At 43.1% G+C, this 17,294-nt stretch carries 24 protein-coding genes; all 24 read right to left on the bottom strand.

Annotation, left to right across the window (positions count from 1 at the left end):
• Positions 1–13 precede the first annotated feature (13 nt).
• Positions 14–373 carry a 50S ribosomal protein L18 gene (gene rplR, locus M3204_RS21060; protein WP_251487410.1) on the bottom strand — a complete coding sequence of 120 codons (360 nt, stop codon included), beginning with the start codon at positions 371–373 and terminating at the stop codon, positions 14–16.
• A gap of 32 nt (positions 374–405) precedes the next feature.
• Entirely contained in the window at positions 406–942 is a 537-nt protein-coding gene (gene rplF, locus M3204_RS21055; RefSeq protein WP_251487405.1) for a 50S ribosomal protein L6, read from the bottom strand.
• 31 nt (positions 943–973) lie between these two features.
• Complete coding sequence (gene rpsH, locus M3204_RS21050; RefSeq protein WP_079504257.1) at positions 974–1,372, bottom strand: 30S ribosomal protein S8; 399 nt, start codon at positions 1,370–1,372, stop codon at positions 974–976.
• A gap of 30 nt (positions 1,373–1,402) precedes the next feature.
• Positions 1,403–1,588, bottom strand: coding sequence for a 30S ribosomal protein S14 (gene rpsN / locus M3204_RS21045; RefSeq protein WP_009499044.1), 186 nt, complete (start codon positions 1,586–1,588; stop codon positions 1,403–1,405).
• A gap of 25 nt (positions 1,589–1,613) precedes the next feature.
• Entirely contained in the window at positions 1,614–2,153 is a 540-nt protein-coding gene (gene rplE / locus M3204_RS21040) for a 50S ribosomal protein L5 (RefSeq protein WP_251487402.1), read from the bottom strand.
• A 26-nt stretch (positions 2,154–2,179) separates the two neighbouring features.
• A complete protein-coding gene (gene rplX, locus M3204_RS21035; RefSeq protein WP_207503075.1) occupies positions 2,180–2,491 on the bottom strand; it encodes a 50S ribosomal protein L24 in 312 nt (103 codons plus the stop codon).
• Between the two features lie 34 nt (positions 2,492–2,525).
• Entirely contained in the window at positions 2,526–2,894 is a 369-nt protein-coding gene (gene rplN / locus M3204_RS21030; protein WP_251487400.1) for a 50S ribosomal protein L14, read from the bottom strand.
• A 40-nt stretch (positions 2,895–2,934) separates the two neighbouring features.
• Positions 2,935–3,198 carry a 30S ribosomal protein S17 gene (gene rpsQ / locus M3204_RS21025; protein ID WP_251487396.1) on the bottom strand — a complete coding sequence of 88 codons (264 nt, stop codon included), beginning with the start codon at positions 3,196–3,198 and terminating at the stop codon, positions 2,935–2,937.
• Positions 3,199–3,217: 19 nt separating this feature from the next.
• Positions 3,218–3,418: a 50S ribosomal protein L29 gene (gene rpmC / locus M3204_RS21020; RefSeq protein WP_023626422.1), complete on the bottom strand. Its 201-nt coding sequence runs from the start codon at positions 3,416–3,418 to the stop codon at positions 3,218–3,220.
• Complete coding sequence (gene rplP, locus M3204_RS21015; RefSeq protein WP_251487393.1) at positions 3,408–3,842, bottom strand: 50S ribosomal protein L16; 435 nt, start codon at positions 3,840–3,842, stop codon at positions 3,408–3,410. Before rplP ends, rpmC begins: the two co-directional genes overlap by 11 nt.
• A 1-nt stretch (position 3,843) precedes the next feature.
• Positions 3,844–4,500, bottom strand: coding sequence for a 30S ribosomal protein S3 (rpsC, locus tag M3204_RS21010; protein WP_251487375.1), 657 nt, complete (start codon positions 4,498–4,500; stop codon positions 3,844–3,846).
• Between the two features lie 3 nt (positions 4,501–4,503).
• Positions 4,504–4,845 carry a 50S ribosomal protein L22 gene (gene rplV, locus M3204_RS21005; protein WP_023626425.1) on the bottom strand — a complete coding sequence of 114 codons (342 nt, stop codon included), beginning with the start codon at positions 4,843–4,845 and terminating at the stop codon, positions 4,504–4,506.
• Between the two features lie 18 nt (positions 4,846–4,863).
• Entirely contained in the window at positions 4,864–5,142 is a 279-nt protein-coding gene (rpsS, locus tag M3204_RS21000; RefSeq protein ID WP_251487372.1) for a 30S ribosomal protein S19, read from the bottom strand.
• A 57-nt stretch (positions 5,143–5,199) separates the two neighbouring features.
• The gene (gene rplB / locus M3204_RS20995) at positions 5,200–6,030 is read right to left on the bottom strand and encodes a 50S ribosomal protein L2 (RefSeq protein ID WP_251487369.1); all 831 of its coding nucleotides are present in this window, start codon (positions 6,028–6,030) and stop codon (positions 5,200–5,202) included.
• 29 nt (positions 6,031–6,059) lie between these two features.
• Positions 6,060–6,344: a 50S ribosomal protein L23 gene (rplW, locus tag M3204_RS20990; RefSeq protein WP_125482137.1), complete on the bottom strand. Its 285-nt coding sequence runs from the start codon at positions 6,342–6,344 to the stop codon at positions 6,060–6,062.
• On the bottom strand, positions 6,344–6,967 hold the full coding sequence (rplD, locus tag M3204_RS20985) for a 50S ribosomal protein L4 (protein ID WP_251487366.1): 624 nt from the start codon (positions 6,965–6,967) through the stop codon (positions 6,344–6,346). The genes rplW and rplD overlap by 1 nt, the downstream gene beginning before the upstream one ends.
• 26 nt (positions 6,968–6,993) lie before the next feature.
• Positions 6,994–7,623, bottom strand: coding sequence for a 50S ribosomal protein L3 (gene rplC / locus M3204_RS20980; protein ID WP_251487364.1), 630 nt, complete (start codon positions 7,621–7,623; stop codon positions 6,994–6,996).
• Between the two features lie 37 nt (positions 7,624–7,660).
• Positions 7,661–7,969, bottom strand: a complete 309-nt coding sequence (gene rpsJ, locus M3204_RS20975; RefSeq protein WP_207503082.1) for a 30S ribosomal protein S10 — start codon at positions 7,967–7,969, stop codon at positions 7,661–7,663.
• A gap of 756 nt (positions 7,970–8,725) precedes the next feature.
• Entirely contained in the window at positions 8,726–9,913 is a 1,188-nt protein-coding gene (tuf, locus tag M3204_RS20970; RefSeq protein WP_251487361.1) for an elongation factor Tu, read from the bottom strand.
• Positions 9,914–10,036: 123 nt separating this feature from the next.
• The gene (fusA, locus tag M3204_RS20965; RefSeq protein WP_251487356.1) at positions 10,037–12,115 is read right to left on the bottom strand and encodes an elongation factor G; all 2,079 of its coding nucleotides are present in this window, start codon (positions 12,113–12,115) and stop codon (positions 10,037–10,039) included.
• 48 nt (positions 12,116–12,163) lie between these two features.
• On the bottom strand, positions 12,164–12,634 hold the full coding sequence (gene rpsG / locus M3204_RS20960; RefSeq protein WP_251487353.1) for a 30S ribosomal protein S7: 471 nt from the start codon (positions 12,632–12,634) through the stop codon (positions 12,164–12,166).
• A 41-nt stretch (positions 12,635–12,675) separates the two neighbouring features.
• Positions 12,676–13,098 carry a 30S ribosomal protein S12 gene (gene rpsL / locus M3204_RS20955; protein ID WP_251487350.1) on the bottom strand — a complete coding sequence of 141 codons (423 nt, stop codon included), beginning with the start codon at positions 13,096–13,098 and terminating at the stop codon, positions 12,676–12,678.
• 101 nt (positions 13,099–13,199) lie between these two features.
• Positions 13,200–13,448, bottom strand: a complete 249-nt coding sequence (locus M3204_RS20950) for a 50S ribosomal protein L7ae-like protein (protein ID WP_251487347.1) — start codon at positions 13,446–13,448, stop codon at positions 13,200–13,202.
• Positions 13,449–13,623: 175 nt separating this feature from the next.
• Positions 13,624–17,223, bottom strand: a complete 3,600-nt coding sequence (gene rpoC, locus M3204_RS20945; RefSeq protein ID WP_251487344.1) for a DNA-directed RNA polymerase subunit beta' — start codon at positions 17,221–17,223, stop codon at positions 13,624–13,626.
• Positions 17,224–17,294 lie beyond the last annotated feature (71 nt).

Genomic DNA, 17,294 nt, shown 5'->3' with positions numbered 1-17,294 from the left:
CCTCCTTTTTTTATTAAAATTCTAAGCCGTTTTCGCGGGCAGCATCAGCAAGTGCCTGTACGCGACCATGATAGAGGTATCCGCCACGGTCAAATACTACTGATTTGTAACCTTTTTCAACAGCGCGCTGAGCGATAAGTTCACCGATCTTCTTAGCTGCTTCAAGGTTATTGCCTTCAACATTAACTTCTTTATCTAAAGTAGAAGCACTCGCTAGAGTTACTCCCTTTACATCGTCAATTAATTGAGCGTAAATGTGCTTGTTTGAACGGAACACATTTAGACGAGGACGAGCTTCAGTTCCGCTAAGTTTCGCACGTACACGACCATGTCTTTTACGGCGAGTAGCGTTTTTATCAGCCTTCGTAATCATTTACGTCACTCCTTTCGTTAACCTATGCGGCATTACTTACCTGTTTTACCTTCTTTGCGGCGTACAAATTCGCCTTCATAACGAATACCTTTGCCTTTGTATGGCTCTGGCGGACGTACGTCACGGATGTTAGCAGCTAATGCGCCAACACGCTCTTTGTCAGTTCCTTTAATGATGATCTTTGTATTAGAAGGAACTTCGATTTCAAGGCCTTTTTCTGCCTCGATTTCTACTGGATGAGAGTATCCTACGCTAAGTACAAGTTTGTTGCCTTGCTTTGCAGCACGGTAACCAACCCCGATTAGCTCAAGACCTCTTTCGAATCCTTTAGATACACCTTCAACCATGTTAGCAAGAATCGCGCGAGTCGTTCCGTGCAGTGCACGATGTTCTTTTGCTTCAGATGGACGAGAGATGTTGATTACGTTATCTTCAACCTTAATTTCGATATCAGCGTGAAAAGTACGAGACAATTCACCTTTTGGTCCTTTAACTGTTACGTTGTTGTTATCAAGAGTAACAGTTACACCAGCTGGAATTTCAATTGGTTTTTTACCTACGCGTGACATTTGTTGCACCTCCATTCATTCAGAAAATCTATTACCAAACGTATGCTAAAACTTCTCCGCCAACTTGCTTTGCGCGAGCTTCTTTGTCAGTTAAAACGCCGTTTGAAGTTGAAACTAATGCGATTCCTAAACCGTTAAGTACCTTAGGTACTTCGTTTGATTTTGCATAAACGCGAAGTCCTGGCTTGCTGATTCTCTTAAGACCAGTGATAACACGCTCGTTGTTTGCACCGTACTTCAAGAAGATACGGATGATACCTTGTTTGTTGTCTTCGATATATTCAACATCACGTACGAAACCTTCACGCTTAAGGATCTCAGCGATTTCTTTTTTCATGTTAGAAGCAGGTACTTCTAATTTTTCGTGACGTACCATATTCGCATTACGAATACGAGTAAGCAAATCTGCAATCGGATCTGTCATGACCATTTAATTTACCTCCTTCCAGAGCTTTCAGTTTTACCAGCTAGCTTTTTTCACACCAGGAATTTGTCCTTTGTATGCTAATTCACGGAAACAAATACGGCAAAGCTTAAATTTGCGGTATACAGAGTGCGGACGGCCGCAGCGCTCACAGCGAGTGTACTCTTGTACTTTATATTTAGGCGTGCGTTTTTGTTTCGCAATCATTGATTTCTTAGCCACGTTTTCGCCTCCCTCTTATTAGAGATTACTTTTGAAATGGCATTCCGAATTGTGTTAATAGTTCACGAGCTTCTTCATCAGTGTTAGCAGTCGTTACAATAACAATGTCCATGCCACGAACTTTATTTACTTTATCGTAATCAATCTCAGGGAAGATCAATTGTTCTTTAACACCAAGTGTGTAGTTACCGCGTCCGTCGAAAGACTTCTTAGAGATACCGCGGAAGTCACGTACACGTGGTAAAGAAACTGAAATTAACTTGTCGATGAATTCGTACATGCGCTCTCCGCGAAGAGTTACTTTCGCGCCGATTGGCATACCTTCACGAAGGCGGAAACCAGCGATTGATTTCTTAGCGCGAGTCACGATTGGCTTTTGGCCTGTGATTGTTGCTAATTCTTCAACTGCAGTATCAAGAGCTTTAGCATTGGCAACTGCTTCACCAACACCCATGTTGATTACGATCTTATCAAGCTTCGGAACTTCCATGATTGACTTATAGTTAAATTTGCTCATAAGAGCAGGAGTGATTTCAGTGTTGAACTTTTCTTTTAGGCGGTTCATCGATTGTACCTCCCTTCTTCAATAGACTATTTATCTAGAACTTCACCGGATTTTTTAGCAACGCGTACCTTCTTGCCGTTTTCAACTGTGTAACCAACTCGGGTTGGCTTACCAGACTTCGCATCGATAGGCATTACGTTTGATACATGGATAGGTGCTTCCTGGTTTAAGATTCCACCCTGTGGATTCACTTGAGAAGGCTTAGCGTGTTTTTTCACGATATTGATTCCTTCTACAAGAACACGGCTTTGCTTAGGATAAGCTTCAAGGATGATCCCTGTTTTGCCTTTGTCCTTACCAGAGATGACCATTACTTTGTCACCTTTTTTTACATGCATCTGTGTGCACCTCCTTAAAGGCATTTGAAATAGATTATAGTACTTCTGGAGCTAATGAAACGATTTTCATGAAGTTGTTTTCACGAAGCTCACGTGCAACTGGTCCGAAGATACGAGTTCCACGAGGGCTCTTATCATCACGGATGATTACACAAGCATTCTCGTCAAATTTGATGTATGAACCGTCTGTACGGCGCATACCAGTCTTTGTACGAACAATTACTGCTTTAACAACGTCACCTTTTTTAACAACGCCACCTGGTGTTGCTTGTTTTACTGTGCAGACGATAACGTCACCGATATTAGCAGTCTTACGGCCAGAACCGCCTAGAACCTTAATAGTCAGAACTTCACGAGCACCTGAATTGTCAGCAACTTTTAAACGTGTTTCCTGTTGGATCATGCGAGTAACCTCCCTTCGGAATAAACCTTAATCCGAACAATTAGATAATAACAGCTTTTCCCACCACTTCTACTAGGCGGAAACGTTTTGTGGCAGATAGCGGACGAGTTTCCATGATACGTACTACGTCGCCGATTTTTGCCTCATTTTGCTCATCATGAGCCTTAAACTTCTTAGAGTATTTTACACGCTTGCCGTATAATGGATGCTTTTTGTATGTTTCAACAAGAACAGTAACAGTTTTGTCCATCTTGTCAGATACTACGCGTCCAGTATAAACTTTGCGTTGGTTGCGTTCACTCATTGTGAGAACCTCCTCTCAATTATCTGTTAACGCCGATCTCTCGTTCACGAATTACAGTTTTCATGCGAGCAATCGCTTTGCGTACTTCACGAATGCGAGCTGTATTTTCAAGTTGTCCAGTCGCTAATTGAAAGCGCAGGTTGAATAGCTCTTCTTTTAAAGATTTAACTTTTTGTTCAATTTCAGCAGTGGTAAGGTCACGAATGTCATTAGCTTTCATTAGATTCACCACCAATTTCTTCTCGTTTAACAAACTTGCACTTTACAGGAAGCTTGTGTGCTGCAAGGCGTAATGCTTCACGTGCGATCTCTTCAGAAACGCCAGCTACTTCGAACATTACTTTGCCTGGTTTAACAACTGCTACCCAGCCTTCAGGAGCACCTTTACCGGAACCCATTCGCACCTCTAGAGGCTTTGCAGTGTAAGGCTTATGAGGGAAAATTTTGATCCAAACTTTACCGCCACGTTTCATGTAACGAGTCATCGCAATACGGGCAGATTCGATCTGACGGTTTGTGATCCATGAAGCTTCCATAGCTTGCAAACCGAATTCACCGAAGTTCACTTCAGTACCGCCTTTTGCTTGACCGCGCATTTTACCACGGTGTTGACGGCGATATTTAACGCGTTTTGGCAATAACATATTATTTGCCTCCTTCCTCAGTTTTCTTCTTCGTAGGAAGGACCTCTCCACGGTAAATCCATACTTTTACGCCAAGTTTTCCGTAAGTTGTATCTGCTTCAGCAGTAGCGTAATCGATATCGGCACGAAGAGTATGAAGTGGAACTGTTCCTTCGCTGTATTGTTCTGAACGAGCGATGTCTGCTCCGCCAAGACGGCCAGATACCATTGTCTTGATACCTTTAGCGCCTGCACGCATAGCACGTTGGATAACTTGCTTTTGAGCACGACGGAAAGATACACGGCTTTCTAATTGACGAGCGATATTCTCAGCAACCAATTTCGCATCAATATCAGCTCTTTTAATTTCAAGAATGTTTATATGAACACGTTTGCCAGTAAGTTGGTTTAACGCTTTGCGAAGAGCTTCAACCTCAGTACCGCCCTTACCGATCACCATTCCAGGCTTAGCAGTGTGGACAGTTACATTTAAACGGTTTGCAGCACGTTCGATCTCTACTTTAGAAAGAGAAGCATCGCGTAAACGCTTTGTGATGTACTCACGAACCTTAAGGTCTTCGTGTAAAAGATCAGCGTAGTCTTTGCCTGCGTACCACTTGGATTCCCAATCACGGATGATTCCGATACGCAAACCGACTGGATTTACTTTTTGACCCACTGATTATCCCTCCTTCTTTTCTGATAAAACGATAGTAATATGGCTAGTACGTTTGTTAATTGCACTTGCACGGCCCATAGCACGTGGACGGAAACGTTTTAACGTTGGTCCTTCATTTGCATACGCTTCGGATACGACAAGGTTATTAACATCCATTTCATAGTTGTGCTCTGCGTTTGCTAATGCAGATTTCAACACTTTATCTACGATTGGAGAAGCAGCTTTTGGGGTAAGGTTTAAGATAGCTACCGCTTCACCAACTTGCTTTCCTCGAATTAAATCTAGAACTAGTCGAGCTTTACGAGGAGCAATACGAACTGTTCTTGCAACAGCTTTAGCTTGCATTTGGATGCCCTCCTCTCATTAACGTCTTGTTTTCTTATCGTCATTTCCATGACCTTTGTAAGTACGAGTTGGAGCGAATTCTCCAAGCTTGTGGCCTACCATGTCTTCAGTGACATATACAGGAACATGTTTACGACCATCGTAGACAGCAATCGTGTGTCCGATGAATTGTGGGAAGATCGTTGAACGGCGAGACCAAGTTTTAACAACTTTCTTGCCTTCAGTTTCATTTAACTTTTCGATCTTTGTGATTAAGTGATCATCAACAAAAGGTCCTTTTTTTAAGCTACGACCCATGAGTGAACCTCCCTTCGTGATTGCCCTACGGTTCCCGCGAACCGTAGCTCAATCCCGTTATTTTTTACGACGACGAACAATAAACTTATCGGATTTGTTTTTCTTCTTACGAGTCTTGTAACCAAGAGTCGGCTTGCCCCAAGGAGACATTGGTGATTTACGTCCGATTGGAGAGCGTCCTTCACCACCACCGTGTGGGTGATCGTTAGGGTTCATTACAGATCCACGAACAGTTGGGCGCTTGCCTAACCAACGATTACGACCTGCTTTACCGATGTTGATCAATTCGTGTTGTTCGTTACCAACTTGACCAACAGTTGCACGGCACTCAGAAAGGATCATACGTACTTCGCCTGAGTTCAAACGAATCAATACATATTTGCCTTCTTTACCAAGAACCTGTGCTGAAGTTCCTGCAGAACGAACTAATTGTCCGCCTTTACCAGGCTTCAATTCGATGTTGTGTACTACTGTACCAACTGGGATGTTAACTAGTGGAAGAGCATTACCTACTTTAATGTCAGCTGTTGGGCCAGACATAACTTCCATACCTACTTCTAGGTTTTTAGGAGCTAGGATATATCTCTTTTCACCATCTACATAATTAATTAACGCAATGTTTGCTGAACGGTTTGGATCATACTCAATTGTGGCAACGCGTCCTGGAATGCCATCTTTTGTACGTTTAAAGTCGATGATTCTGTACTGACGCTTATGGCCGCCACCTTGATGACGAACAGTTAACTTACCCTGGTTGTTACGACCGCCTTTTCTGTGCAACGGAGCAAGCAAGGATTTTTCCGGCTTGTCAGTTGTAATTTCAGCAAAATCAGATGCTGTCATATTACGACGACCGTTGGAGGTAGGTTTGTACTTTTTAATCGCCATTTCGTTTCCCTCCTCTTCTAATTAAGTTTTTATACTTCGAAGAATTCGATTTCTTTGCTGTCTTGAGTAAGTTTAACGATAGCTTTACGACGCTTGTTTGTATAACCGCCGAACTTGCCCATACGTTTGAACTTACCTTTGTAGTTCATGATGTTAACTTTTTCAACTTTAACGCCGAAAATAGTTTCGATCGCATCTTTAACTTGTGTCTTATTCGCTCTTGTATCAACTTCGAAAGTATACTTCTTCTCAGTCATAAGATCTGAAGAACGTTCTGTAATAACGGGGCGCTTAATGATATCGCGTGCATCCATTATGCAAGCACCTCCTCTACTTTTTCAACAGCTGCTTTTGTCATGATCAGCTTATCATGATTTAAAACATCTAGTACGTTAATTCCATCGGCAGCAACAACAGTTACTCCTGGAATGTTACGTGCAGATAGAGCAACGTTTTCTTCTAAACCTGCTGTTACGATCAAGGCTTTAGTGTTAACTGAAAGACCTTTTAGTACGTTTGTGAATTCTTTTGTCTTAGGAGCGTCAAAAGCAAGGCTTTCAAGAACTAAGATGTTTTCAGCTTGTACTTTAGATGATAGAGCAGATTTAATAGCTAAACGACGTACCTTTTTAGGTAATTTATAGCTGTAGCTGCGTGGAACAGGACCGAATACAGTACCGCCGCCGCGCCATTGTGGAGAACGAATAGATCCTTGACGAGCACGTCCAGTACCTTTTTGTTTCCAAGGCTTGCGTCCACCGCCCGCTACTTCAGAACGAATTTTAGTTTTATGAGTTCCTTGACGTAATGAAGCTCTTTGCATTACTACTGCTTCAAACATTACGTGGTTGTTAGGCTCAATACCAAATACTGTGTCGTTAAGTTCGATTTCTCCAACTTGTGAACCAGCTTGGTTAAATAATGCTACTTTAGGCATTCTTGTTTCCTCCTTTCCTGTGAAAATTACTTAGCTTTTACAGCGCCTTTAATTTTTAAAAGGGCTTTTTTAGCACCAGGAACGTTCCCTTTGATTAGAAGAAGGTTACGTTCTGCGTCAACTTTAACGATTTGCAGGTTTTGAACAGTGATCTGATCTCCACCCATGCGTCCAGGTAATAGTTTACCTTTGAAAACACGGTTTGGAGCAACAGGACCCATTGAACCAGGGCGGCGGTGGTAACGAGAACCGTGAGCCATTGGTCCGCGAGATTGTCCGTGGCGCTTGATTACACCTTGGAAACCTTTACCCTTAGAGATTCCTGTAACATCTACCATTTCGCCTTCTGCGAAAATATCAACTTTGACTTCCTGACCAACTTCATAGCCTGCTAAGTCAACTCCGTTAATTTCTTTTACGAAGCGCTTAGGAGCAGTGTTTGCTTTTGAAACGTGGCCTTTTTCTGGTTTGTTAGAAAGCTTTTCGCGCTTGTCTTCAAAGCCAAGCTGTACCGCTTCGTAACCATCTGTTTCAACAGATTTCACTTGAAGCACTACGTTTGGAGCAGCTTCTACCACTGTTACCGGGATAAGGTCGCCGTTTTCAGCAAATACTTGAGTCATACCGATCTTTCTTCCTAAGATTCCTTTGGTCATTTCAGTCACACCTCCTGTGAATTATAATGTTTTATTATTAAAGTTTGATTTCGATATCTACACCTGATGGCAGGTCTAAACGCATTAGTGAATCGACCGTTTGTGGTGTCGGATTGATGATGTCAATCAGACGCTTATGCGTACGCATTTCAAACTGCTCACGAGAATCTTTGTACTTGTGCACCGCACGAAGAATTGTGTAAATCGTCTTTTCAGTAGGTAGTGGGATTGGACCAGACACCGCCGCACCAGAACGCTTTGCTGTTTCAACAATTTTCTCTGCTGATGTATCAAGAATTCTGTGATCATAAGCTTTCAAACGTATACGAATTTTTTGTTTTGCCATTACTTTCCCTCCTTTTCGCCTATTTTTAAAATAGACATTCTCAGCGAAAATTTCCCACACACTCGCCATGGCAAAGCGGCCGGGTGTGTCAGCAACCTTTCGCATCATCGCAGTCAAAGACCAACATTGTCTATTATACATAAAACATAACTCAAACGCAACATCTATTCCGCAATTTCATTATGTTCAACACACTTTTACTATTATAGCTGGCGTTTGAGTATTTTACAAGTGGCGGAGAAGATTTCTAACTATTTGGACGTGGAGAAAATAATTCCTTTTAATGCGGTTTATATTATATAGAAGAAACTGATTCGAGGATTTCCTATTAGGGGAGATGGTTAGTTGCTAAACACGTGATCCAGTAAGGAGAAATGTCACTTTTCCAGTTTAAGATAGGCATTTTAATTAGTATGTGGCGATAAATTCTCTTTCTTCTCTTTTATGGGTACATTAATCTTCTTTATGTGACGATAAACTTTCTTGCTTCCCTTTTATGTGCACATTATTGCTTTTTATGTGACGATACATTTCCTTTCTTATCTTTTACGGGTACATTATTGTTCTTTCTCCCCTTCCGCTTTTTTATATGGTCACATATAAAGTGATCAACCAGTCTTTCTTAGATCTTGAGGGATAGTATTTTAAATATCAATGAGTCGCAGCGAATTGTATATTTAAATCAAATCTTATCAAAATAAATTTAAACGCAAAAAAGCAGCTGGATCGTCATCCAGCTGCTTTGTATCAATAAAATTATTCTTGGATAGTTGCAACTACGCCAGCGCCTACAGTACGGCCGCCTTCACGAATTGAGAACTTAGTTCCTTCTTCGATCGCAACTGGAGCGATTAGTTCAACAGTCATTTCGATGTTGTCGCCAGGCATAACCATTTCTACGCCTTCAGGAAGGTTACAGATACCTGTAATATCAGAAGTACGGAAATAGAATTGTGGACGGTAGTTAGTGAAGAATGGAGTATGACGTCCACCTTCTTCTTTAGAAAGAACATAAACTTCAGCTTTGAACTTTGTGTGTGGAGTGATTGATTTTGGCTTAGCCAAAACCTGTCCACGCTCGATTTCTTCACGTGCTACACCACGAAGAAGTGCACCGATGTTATCTCCAGCTTCAGCATAGTCAAGAAGCTTACGGAACATTTCTACGCCTGTAACAGTTGTAGATTTTGGCTCTTCAGTGAAACCAACGATTTCGATTACGTCACCAACGCGTACTTGTCCACGCTCAACACGGCCAGTAGCAACTGTTCCACGTCCTGTGATTGAGAAAACATCCTCAACAGGCATCATGAAAGGCTTGTCAGTGTCACGTGTTGGAGTTGGGATGTACTCATCAACAGCGTTCATAAGTTCAACGATCTTCTCTTCCCAAGCAGCTTCGCCTTCAAGAGCTTTAAGAGCAGAACCTTTGATTACTGGGATGTCATCGCCAGGGAATTCATAATCAGAAAGAAGGTCACGAACTTCCATTTCTACTAATTCAAGTAGCTCTTCGTCATCAACCATATCACACTTGTTCATGAATACAACAAGGTAAGGTACGCCTACCTGACGAGAAAGAAGGATGTGCTCACGAGTTTGTGGCATTGGGCCGTCAGTTGCAGATACAACTAGGATTCCGCCGTCCATTTGTGCAGCACCAGTGATCATGTTTTTAACATAGTCAGCATGTCCTGGGCAGTCAACGTGTGCATAGTGACGAGTTTCAGTTTCGTACTCAACGTGTGCAGTAGAGATTGTGATTCCACGCTCGCGCTCTTCTGGAGCAGCATCGATTTGGTCATAACCTTTTGCTTCAGCACCGCCAGCTTTTGCAAGAACAGAAGTGATTGCAGCTGTTAAAGTTGTTTTACCATGGTCAACGTGACCAATTGTACCAATGTTAACGTGTGGCTTGGAACGATCGAATTTAGCTTTTCCCATTAGAAAAATCCTCCTTTAATATATGAAAATTAAGTATATTTTAAAGTGCTGTGAAATAGGTAAACCTATCCCACAGCGTATTCTTACATTAGTAGTTATACTTGATTAAAAGATGAAAATCAATTATTCACCTTTATTTTTTTTGATGATTTCTTCAGAAACTGATTTTGGAACTTCTTCATAGTGATCGAAGTGCATTGAGAATACGCCGCGACCTTGTGTGCTTGAACGAAGAGCAGTTGCATAACCGAACATTTCTGAAAGTGGAACCATCGCACGAACTACCTGTGCATTACCACGAGCATCCATACCTTCGACGCGTCCGCGACGAGCAGTGATCATACCCATGATATCACCTAGGTATTCTTCAGGGATAACAACTTCAACCCTCATGACTGGCTCAAGAATTACAGGCTTACATTTTGAAGCAGCATTCTTAAGTGCCATTGAAGCAGCGATTTTAAACGCCATTTCAGAGGAGTCAACATCGTGGTAAGAACCATCGAATAGTCTTGCTTTGATGTCAACTAGTGGATATCCTGCAAGAACTCCACGGTTAAGTGAATCTTCTAATCCAGCTTGTACTGCAGGGATGTATTCACGTGGAACAGTACCACCAACGATGCCGTTCACGAATTCAAAGCCTTTTCCTTCTTCGTTTGGCGCGAACTCAATCCAAACGTGTCCGTATTGACCGCGTCCACCAGACTGACGAGCGAATTTACCTTCAACAGAAGCTGATTCGCGGAAAGTTTCACGGTAGGCAACCTGAGGTGCACCAACGTTTGCTTCCACTTTAAATTCGCGACGCATACGGTCAACGATGATATCAAGGTGAAGCTCTCCCATTCCAGCGATGATAACCTGTCCAGTTTCCTGGTCTGTATGGGCGCGGAATGTCGGATCTTCTTCTTGAAGCTTTTGCAATGCTGTCGTCATTTTATCCTGGTCTGCTTTAGACTTAGGTTCAACTGACAACTGGATTACTGGTTCAGGGAAGTTCATTGATTCCAAGATCACAAGGTTCTTTTCATCACATAAAGTGTCACCTGTAGTAGTATCCTTTAAACCTACAGCAGCTGCAATATCACCCGCGTAAACCTTTGAGATTTCCTGACGGCTGTTCGCATGCATTTGAAGGATACGTCCGATACGCTCACGCTTGCCTTTAGTTGAGTTCTGAACATATGAACCAGACTCAAGAGTACCAGAGTAAACGCGGAAGAACGTTAATTTTCCAACATAAGGGTCAGTCATAACTTTAAATGCTAGAGCAGAGAATGGCTCGCTGTCATCTGAATGACGCTCAACTTCTTCTTCTGAATCCGGAAGTGTACCTTTGATAGCTGGTACATCTAGTGGAGATGGAAGGTAGTCGATTACTGCGTCAAGCATTAGCTGAACACCTTTGTTTTTGAATGCTGAACCACAGATAACTGGGTAGAATTCAACGTTTGTAGTACCTTTACGGATAGCAGCTTTAATCTCTTGGATTGTAAGCTCTTCTCCGCCAAGGTATTTTTCCATTAATTCTTCATCAAGCTCAGCAACCGCTTCAACTAACTTTTCACGGTATTCTTCAGCCTGAGCTTTGTATTCTTCCGGAATTTCACCTTCAGTAATTTCTGTACCAAGGTCATTACCGTAGAAGATTGCCTTCATTTCGACTAAGTCGATGATTGCTTCGAACTCATCCTCAGCCCCGATAGGAAGCTGGATTGGGTGAGCGTTAGCTTGAAGACGATCGTGTATAGTATTAACAGAATAAAGGAAGTCCGCACCCAGCTTATCCATTTTGTTAACGAATACTACGCGTGGTACTCCGTAAGTTGTAGCTTGGCGCCAAACTGTTTCTGTTTGCGGCTCAACACCGGACTGCGCATCAAGTACAGCAACTGCTCCATCAAGTACACGAAGTGAACGTTCAACTTCAACAGTGAAGTCTACGTGTCCAGGAGTGTCAATGATGTTAACGCGGTGTTCTTTCCATGAAGCTGTTGTTGCAGCAGAAGTGATCGTGATTCCACGCTCTTGTTCCTGCTCCATCCAGTCCATTTGAGAAGCACCTTCGTGAGTTTCACCGATTTTATGAATACGGCCTGTATAATATAGAACACGCTCAGTTGTTGTTGTTTTACCAGCATCAATGTGAGCCATGATTCCAATATTACGAGTTTTTGCTAAGGAGAACTCTCTTGCCATTTGGTCTTTCTCCTTCCTAGTATAAGGGTTTTTAGAATGAAGGTAAGATTACCAACGATAGTGAGCGAATGCTTTGTTTGCTTCCGCCATTTTGTGTGTATCTTCGCGCTTCTTAACAGAAGCACCAGCGTTGTTGGCTGCGTCAAGAATTTCGTTAGCAAGACGCTCTTCCATTGTTTTCTCTCCACGAAGACGTGCATAGTTCACTAACCAGCGAAGACCTAAAGTTGTACGGCGGTCTGCACGCACCTCGATTGGTACTTGATAGTTAGCTCCACCTACACGGCGTGCTTTTACTTCTAGAACAGGCATGATGTTCTTCAGTGCTTGTTCAAACACTTCCAAAGGCTCTTTGCCTGAACGCTCACGAATGATATCAAAAGCTGAATAAAGGATCTTTTGTGATTTACCTCTTTTGCCGTCGATCATCATTTTATTGATTAAACGAGTGATAAGCTTTGAGTTGTAAATCGGATCCGGCAATACGTCTCTCTTTGCAACAGGACCTTTACGTGGCATGTTTATTTCCTCCTTTCAGAAAGGCTAATTAGTTTGTTTTATTATTTCTTTGCTGCTTTTGGTCTCTTAGTTCCGTACTTAGAACGGCCCTGCATACGGTTGTTTACACCAGCAGTATCAAGAGCACCACGAACGATGTGATAACGTACACCCGGTAAGTCCTTTACACGTCCTCCGCGGATAAGAACAACACTGTGCTCTTGAAGGTTGTGCCCGATACCAGGGATATAAGCAGTTACCTCGATTCCGTTAGTCAAACGTACACGAGCGTATTTACGCAACGCTGAGTTTGGCTTCTTTGGAGTCATTGTACCAACACGAGTACATACACCACGCTTTTGTGGAGATGATACGTTTGTTTGTGCTTTTTTGAAGCTGTTATAACCTTTATTTAGCGCAGGAGATTTTGACTTCTCCTCTTTTGTGCTACGTGGCTTGCGCACTAATTGGTTAATTGTAGGCATGATTTTTTCCTCCCTTCATTTTTTTGTAAGCCCACACATCCAGGTGGTTCATTTTTTTACAAAAAACAAAGTTTTTACAGTCATTTCTGTAAAAACAGTTTTTACTTGGTTATCGCTACAGCTGCCGCACCTACTGCAATCCCGCATGCCTTCCCCAGTTTTTTCATAGAGTCGACATAGGTGATGGCGGAGTTCATTTCCCTGGCCGTACGCAATAGTTCTGCCGTCACTTTCGCGTCTGCATCCCTTGCAATCACCAGTTCCATTACTTCGCCTGCTTTCAGGGCTTTAACTGTTTGCTTTGATCCTACTATGATCTTTTTAGCCTGAGCTACTTTTTCATAAGACATGATATCCTCCAAAGTAACCGGAAAATAGGAGCACCTTTGAAATATTAACATTTCATTCTGTTGATGTCAACCGCATTTGAAAAAAAATATCAAGATACATAACTTTTATTCATTATTTTTACTTTAAAAACGCGGCACTTTCTTTTTAATAGAAAGCACCGCGCATGTTATTTCTTTACTCTACAGTGATTACATCAGCATTTTCTTCTTCCATGGTGATAGGCTCAGCTCTTCTGTAACGCTGCATGCCAGTTCCAGCTGGAACAAGTTTACCGATGATAACATTCTCTTTCAAGCCGAGAAGCTCATCGCGCTTGCCTTTGATTGCAGCATCTGTAAGCACTCTTGTTGTTTCCTGGAAGGAAGCAGCTGACAGGAATGAATCCGTCTCAAGTGATGCTTTTGTGATACCAAGCAATACTGGACGTCCTGTTGCTGGCATTTTGCCATCAAGAAGTGCTTTGCGGTTAGCGTCAGTGAACTGATGGATCTCAAGCAATGTGCCTGGAAGTACATCTGTTTCACCCGCATCGATCACCCTGATTTTGCGCATCATCTGGCGAACCATTACTTCTACGTGCTTATCGCCGATTTCAACACCCTGCATACGGTATACCTTTTGAACTTCTTTCAACAGGTATTCCTGCACGGACTGAACATCTTTGACTCTTAGGAGTTCTTTAGGGTCGATTGATCCTTCAGTAAGCTCCTGTCCGCGAGCTACATGATCATTTACAGCAACCTTCAGGCGAGCTGTATATGGTGCAGTGTAAGTGCGGCTTTCGATTTCACCCTGGACAACGATTTCCTGCTGGCGGTCTTTTCCTTCGTTGATGCCGACTACGACACCTTCAAGTTCAGAGATGACAGCTTGACCTTTAGGGTTACGTGCTTCAAACAATTCCTGGATACGCGGAAGACCTTGTGTAATATCGTCTCCTGCAACACCGCCGGTATGGAATGTACGCATCGTAAGCTGCGTACCAGGCTCTCCGATAGACTGGGCTGCGATGATACCAACTGCTTCGCCCACTTCAACTTCCTGGCCAGTAGCAAGGTTGCGTCCGTAACATTTCTTACAAACACCATGGCGAGTGTTACATGTGAAGGCAGATCGGATCCAGACTTCTTCGATTCCTGCTTCTGTTACTTCAACAGCCAAGTCTTCTGTAATCAACCCATTTTCAGGTACAATCACAGCCTTGGTCTCCGGATGTTTGATTGCCTTTCTTGCATAACGGCCGATTAAACGCTCATCTAGAGGTTCGATTACTTCGGTACCGTCTTTAAGTGATCTGATAAATAAGCCTCTGTCCGTTCCGCAATCATCTTCGCGAACGATGACATCCTGGGCAACGTCTACAAGTCGGCGAGTCAGGTAACCTGAGTCTGCTGTCTTAAGCGCTGTATCCGCAAGACCTTTACGAGCACCGTGAGTGGAAATGAAGTATTCCAATACTGTCAGACCTTCACGGAAACTTGATTTGATTGGCAATTCAATGATTCGTCCAGCCGGGTTGGCCATCAGACCACGCATACCAGCAAGCTGAGTAAAGTTAGATGCGTTACCACGGGCACCAGAGTCACTCATCATGAAGATTGGGTTTGTTGTATCAAGTGATTTCATTAGTTTGGCCTGGATTACATCCTTGGCCGCACTCCAAATGGAAATAACTCGGTCATAACGCTCATCCTCGGTGATTAGACCGCGTCTGAACTGTTTTAGGACATTATCAACTTTAGTTTGTGCATCCGAGATAATCTCTTGCTTTTCTTTAAGAACCACGATATCAGCTACACCGACCGTAATACCCGCTTTAGTGGAGTATTTGAAGCCAAGATCCTTCATGCGGTCAAGCATTTTTGATGTTTCAGTAATCTTGAAGCGCTTGAACACTTCAGCAATGATATTACCAAGAATTTTCTTCTTGAACGGATCAACTAACGGCATAGACTTGATAACTTCCTTGATATCTGCGCCTTTTTCAACAAAATACTTCTCAGGAGTCTTCTCCTCTAGATTTTGTTTAGATGGCTCATTGATATAAGGGAATGACGCTGGAAGGATTTCGTTAAAAATCAGCTTACCAACAGTCGTGATCAAGAGCTGGCCATTTTGCTCTTCAGTGAATGTCTGGTTGCCAAGAGATGCTGCGGCAACAGCTACACGTGTATGAAGATGCACATAACCATTCTGGTACGCAATCAATGCTTCGTTTGCATCCTTGAAGACCATACCTTCCCCAACAACGCCTTCTCTTTCCAAAGTCAGGTAGTAGTTACCTAAAACCATATCCTGTGAAGGAGTAACAACTGGCTTTCCGTCTTTCGGGTTCAGGATGTTCTGGGCTGCAAGCATCAATAGACGAGCTTCAGCTTGAGCTTCAGCCGACAGCGGAACGTGGACAGCCATCTGGTCACCATCAAAGTCAGCGTTATACGCTGTACATACTAGCGGGTGAAGACGGATTGCGCGTCCTTCTACTAACGTTGGCTCAAACGCCTGGATTCCCAATCTGTGAAGAGTTGGGGCACGGTTAAGCAATACTGGGTGCTCTCTGATTACATCTTCAAGAACATCCCAAACCTCAGGGCTAACACGCTCAATTTTACGTTTAGCAGACTTAATGTTGTGTGCTAAACCTTTTTGCACTAATTCTTTCATTACGAATGGCTTGAACAGCTCAAGTGCCATTTCTTTAGGCAGACCGCACTGGTACATTTGCAGGTTTGGACCTACTACGATAACCGAACGGCCTGAGTAGTCAACACGCTTACCAAGAAGGTTTTGACGGAAACGTCCCTGCTTACCCTTAAGCATGTGCGATAGGGATTTCAATGGACGGTTACCAGGACCTGTTACCGGACGGCCACGGCGGCCGTTATCGATCAAGGCATCAACAGCCTCCTGAAGCATACGCTTTTCATTCTGGACGATGATGCTAGGAGCACCAAGGTCAAGAAGACGCTTTAGGCGGTTGTTACGGTTGATTACACGGCGGTACAAATCATTTAAGTCGGATGTCGCAAAACGTCCGCCATCTAACTGAACCATTGGGCGAAGCTCCGGCGGAATGACAGGAAGTACATCAAGGATCATCCATGATGGTTCATTGCCTGATCCACGGAAAGCTTCAACGACCTCAAGACGTTTGATCGCACGAGTACGGCGCTGGCCTTGCGCAGTTCTTAGCTCTTCTTTCAGCATGTCAGCTTCTTTATCAAGGTCGATATCCGAAAGCAGCTTTTTGATTGCTTCTGCTCCCATCGCGGCCTGGAATTTGTTTCCGTATTTTTCACGGTATGCGCGGTATTCTTTCTCGGATAACAACTGCTTCTTTTCAAGGGCAGTGTCACCTGTTTCAGTTACCACGTAAGAAGCGAAGTAAATAACTTCTTCCAACGCACGCGGAGACATGTCAAGAACAAGTCCCATGCGGCTAGGAATACCTTTGAAATACCAAATGTGAGAAACAGGAGCCGCAAGTTCGATATGCCCCATTCTTTCACGACGGACTTTAGCGCGAGTTACTTCAACACCGCATCGGTCACAGACTACGCCTTTATAGCGAACTCTCTTGTACTTTCCGCAATGACATTCCCAGTCCTTAGTCGGTCCGAAGATACGCTCACAGAATAAGCCGTCTTTTTCTGGTTTTAAAGTACGATAGTTGATTGTTTCTGGCTTTTTAACCTCACCGAAAGACCATGAACGGATCTTGTCAGGTGAAGCGAGGCCGATTTTCATGTACTCAAAATTATTAACGTCTAGCAAGGGGCCTACCTCCCTTTTAATCTAGGGTTTTACCCTTATGGCCATCCAAAAAGGAACACACGTGGACAATA

This window comes from Mesobacillus subterraneus (genome assembly GCF_023715485.1).
GTDB lineage: Bacteria > Bacillota > Bacilli > Bacillales > Cytobacillaceae > Mesobacillus > Mesobacillus subterraneus_B.
The sequence above is the reverse complement of the archived record's forward strand: the minus strand, read 5'-3'. Positions and strand labels throughout refer to the sequence as shown.

Bases quoted from the DNA above. Each gene is read 5' to 3' on its own strand.
- rplE (WP_251487402.1), bottom strand. From the start codon at position 2,153: ATGAACCGCCTAAAAGAAAAGTTCAACACTGAAATCACTCCTGCTCTT.
- rplF (WP_251487405.1), bottom strand. From the start codon at position 942: ATGTCACGCGTAGGTAAAAAACCAATTGAAATTCCAGCTGGTGTAACT.
- rplN (WP_251487400.1), bottom strand. From the start codon at position 2,894: ATGATCCAACAGGAAACACGTTTAAAAGTTGCTGACAATTCAGGTGCT.
- rplP (WP_251487393.1), bottom strand. From the start codon at position 3,842: ATGTTATTGCCAAAACGCGTTAAATATCGCCGTCAACACCGTGGTAAA.
- rpsL (WP_251487350.1), bottom strand. From the start codon at position 13,098: ATGCCTACAATTAACCAATTAGTGCGCAAGCCACGTAGCACAAAAGAG.
- rpmC (WP_023626422.1), bottom strand. From the start codon at position 3,418: ATGAAAGCTAATGACATTCGTGACCTTACCACTGCTGAAATTGAACAA.
- fusA (WP_251487356.1), bottom strand. From the start codon at position 12,115: ATGGCAAGAGAGTTCTCCTTAGCAAAAACTCGTAATATTGGAATCATG.
- rplC (WP_251487364.1), bottom strand. From the start codon at position 7,623: ATGACCAAAGGAATCTTAGGAAGAAAGATCGGTATGACTCAAGTATTT.
- rplR (WP_251487410.1), bottom strand. From the start codon at position 373: ATGATTACGAAGGCTGATAAAAACGCTACTCGCCGTAAAAGACATGGT.
- rpsH (WP_079504257.1), bottom strand. From the start codon at position 1,372: ATGGTCATGACAGATCCGATTGCAGATTTGCTTACTCGTATTCGTAAT.
- rplW (WP_125482137.1), bottom strand. From the start codon at position 6,344: ATGGATGCACGCGATATCATTAAGCGCCCCGTTATTACAGAACGTTCT.
- rplB (WP_251487369.1), bottom strand. From the start codon at position 6,030: ATGGCGATTAAAAAGTACAAACCTACCTCCAACGGTCGTCGTAATATG.
- rplV (WP_023626425.1), bottom strand. From the start codon at position 4,845: ATGCAAGCTAAAGCTGTTGCAAGAACAGTTCGTATTGCTCCTCGTAAA.
- rplX (WP_207503075.1), bottom strand. From the start codon at position 2,491: ATGCATGTAAAAAAAGGTGACAAAGTAATGGTCATCTCTGGTAAGGAC.
- rplD (WP_251487366.1), bottom strand. From the start codon at position 6,967: ATGCCTAAAGTAGCATTATTTAACCAAGCTGGTTCACAAGTTGGAGAA.
- M3204_RS20950 (WP_251487347.1), bottom strand. From the start codon at position 13,448: ATGTCTTATGAAAAAGTAGCTCAGGCTAAAAAGATCATAGTAGGATCA.
- rpsQ (WP_251487396.1), bottom strand. From the start codon at position 3,198: ATGAGTGAACGCAACCAACGCAAAGTTTATACTGGACGCGTAGTATCT.
- rpsJ (WP_207503082.1), bottom strand. From the start codon at position 7,969: ATGGCAAAACAAAAAATTCGTATACGTTTGAAAGCTTATGATCACAGA.
- rpsG (WP_251487353.1), bottom strand. From the start codon at position 12,634: ATGCCACGTAAAGGTCCTGTTGCAAAGAGAGACGTATTGCCGGATCCG.
- tuf (WP_251487361.1), bottom strand. From the start codon at position 9,913: ATGGGAAAAGCTAAATTCGATCGTTCCAAGCCACACGTTAACATTGGT.
- rpsS (WP_251487372.1), bottom strand. From the start codon at position 5,142: ATGGGTCGTAGCTTAAAAAAAGGACCTTTTGTTGATGATCACTTAATC.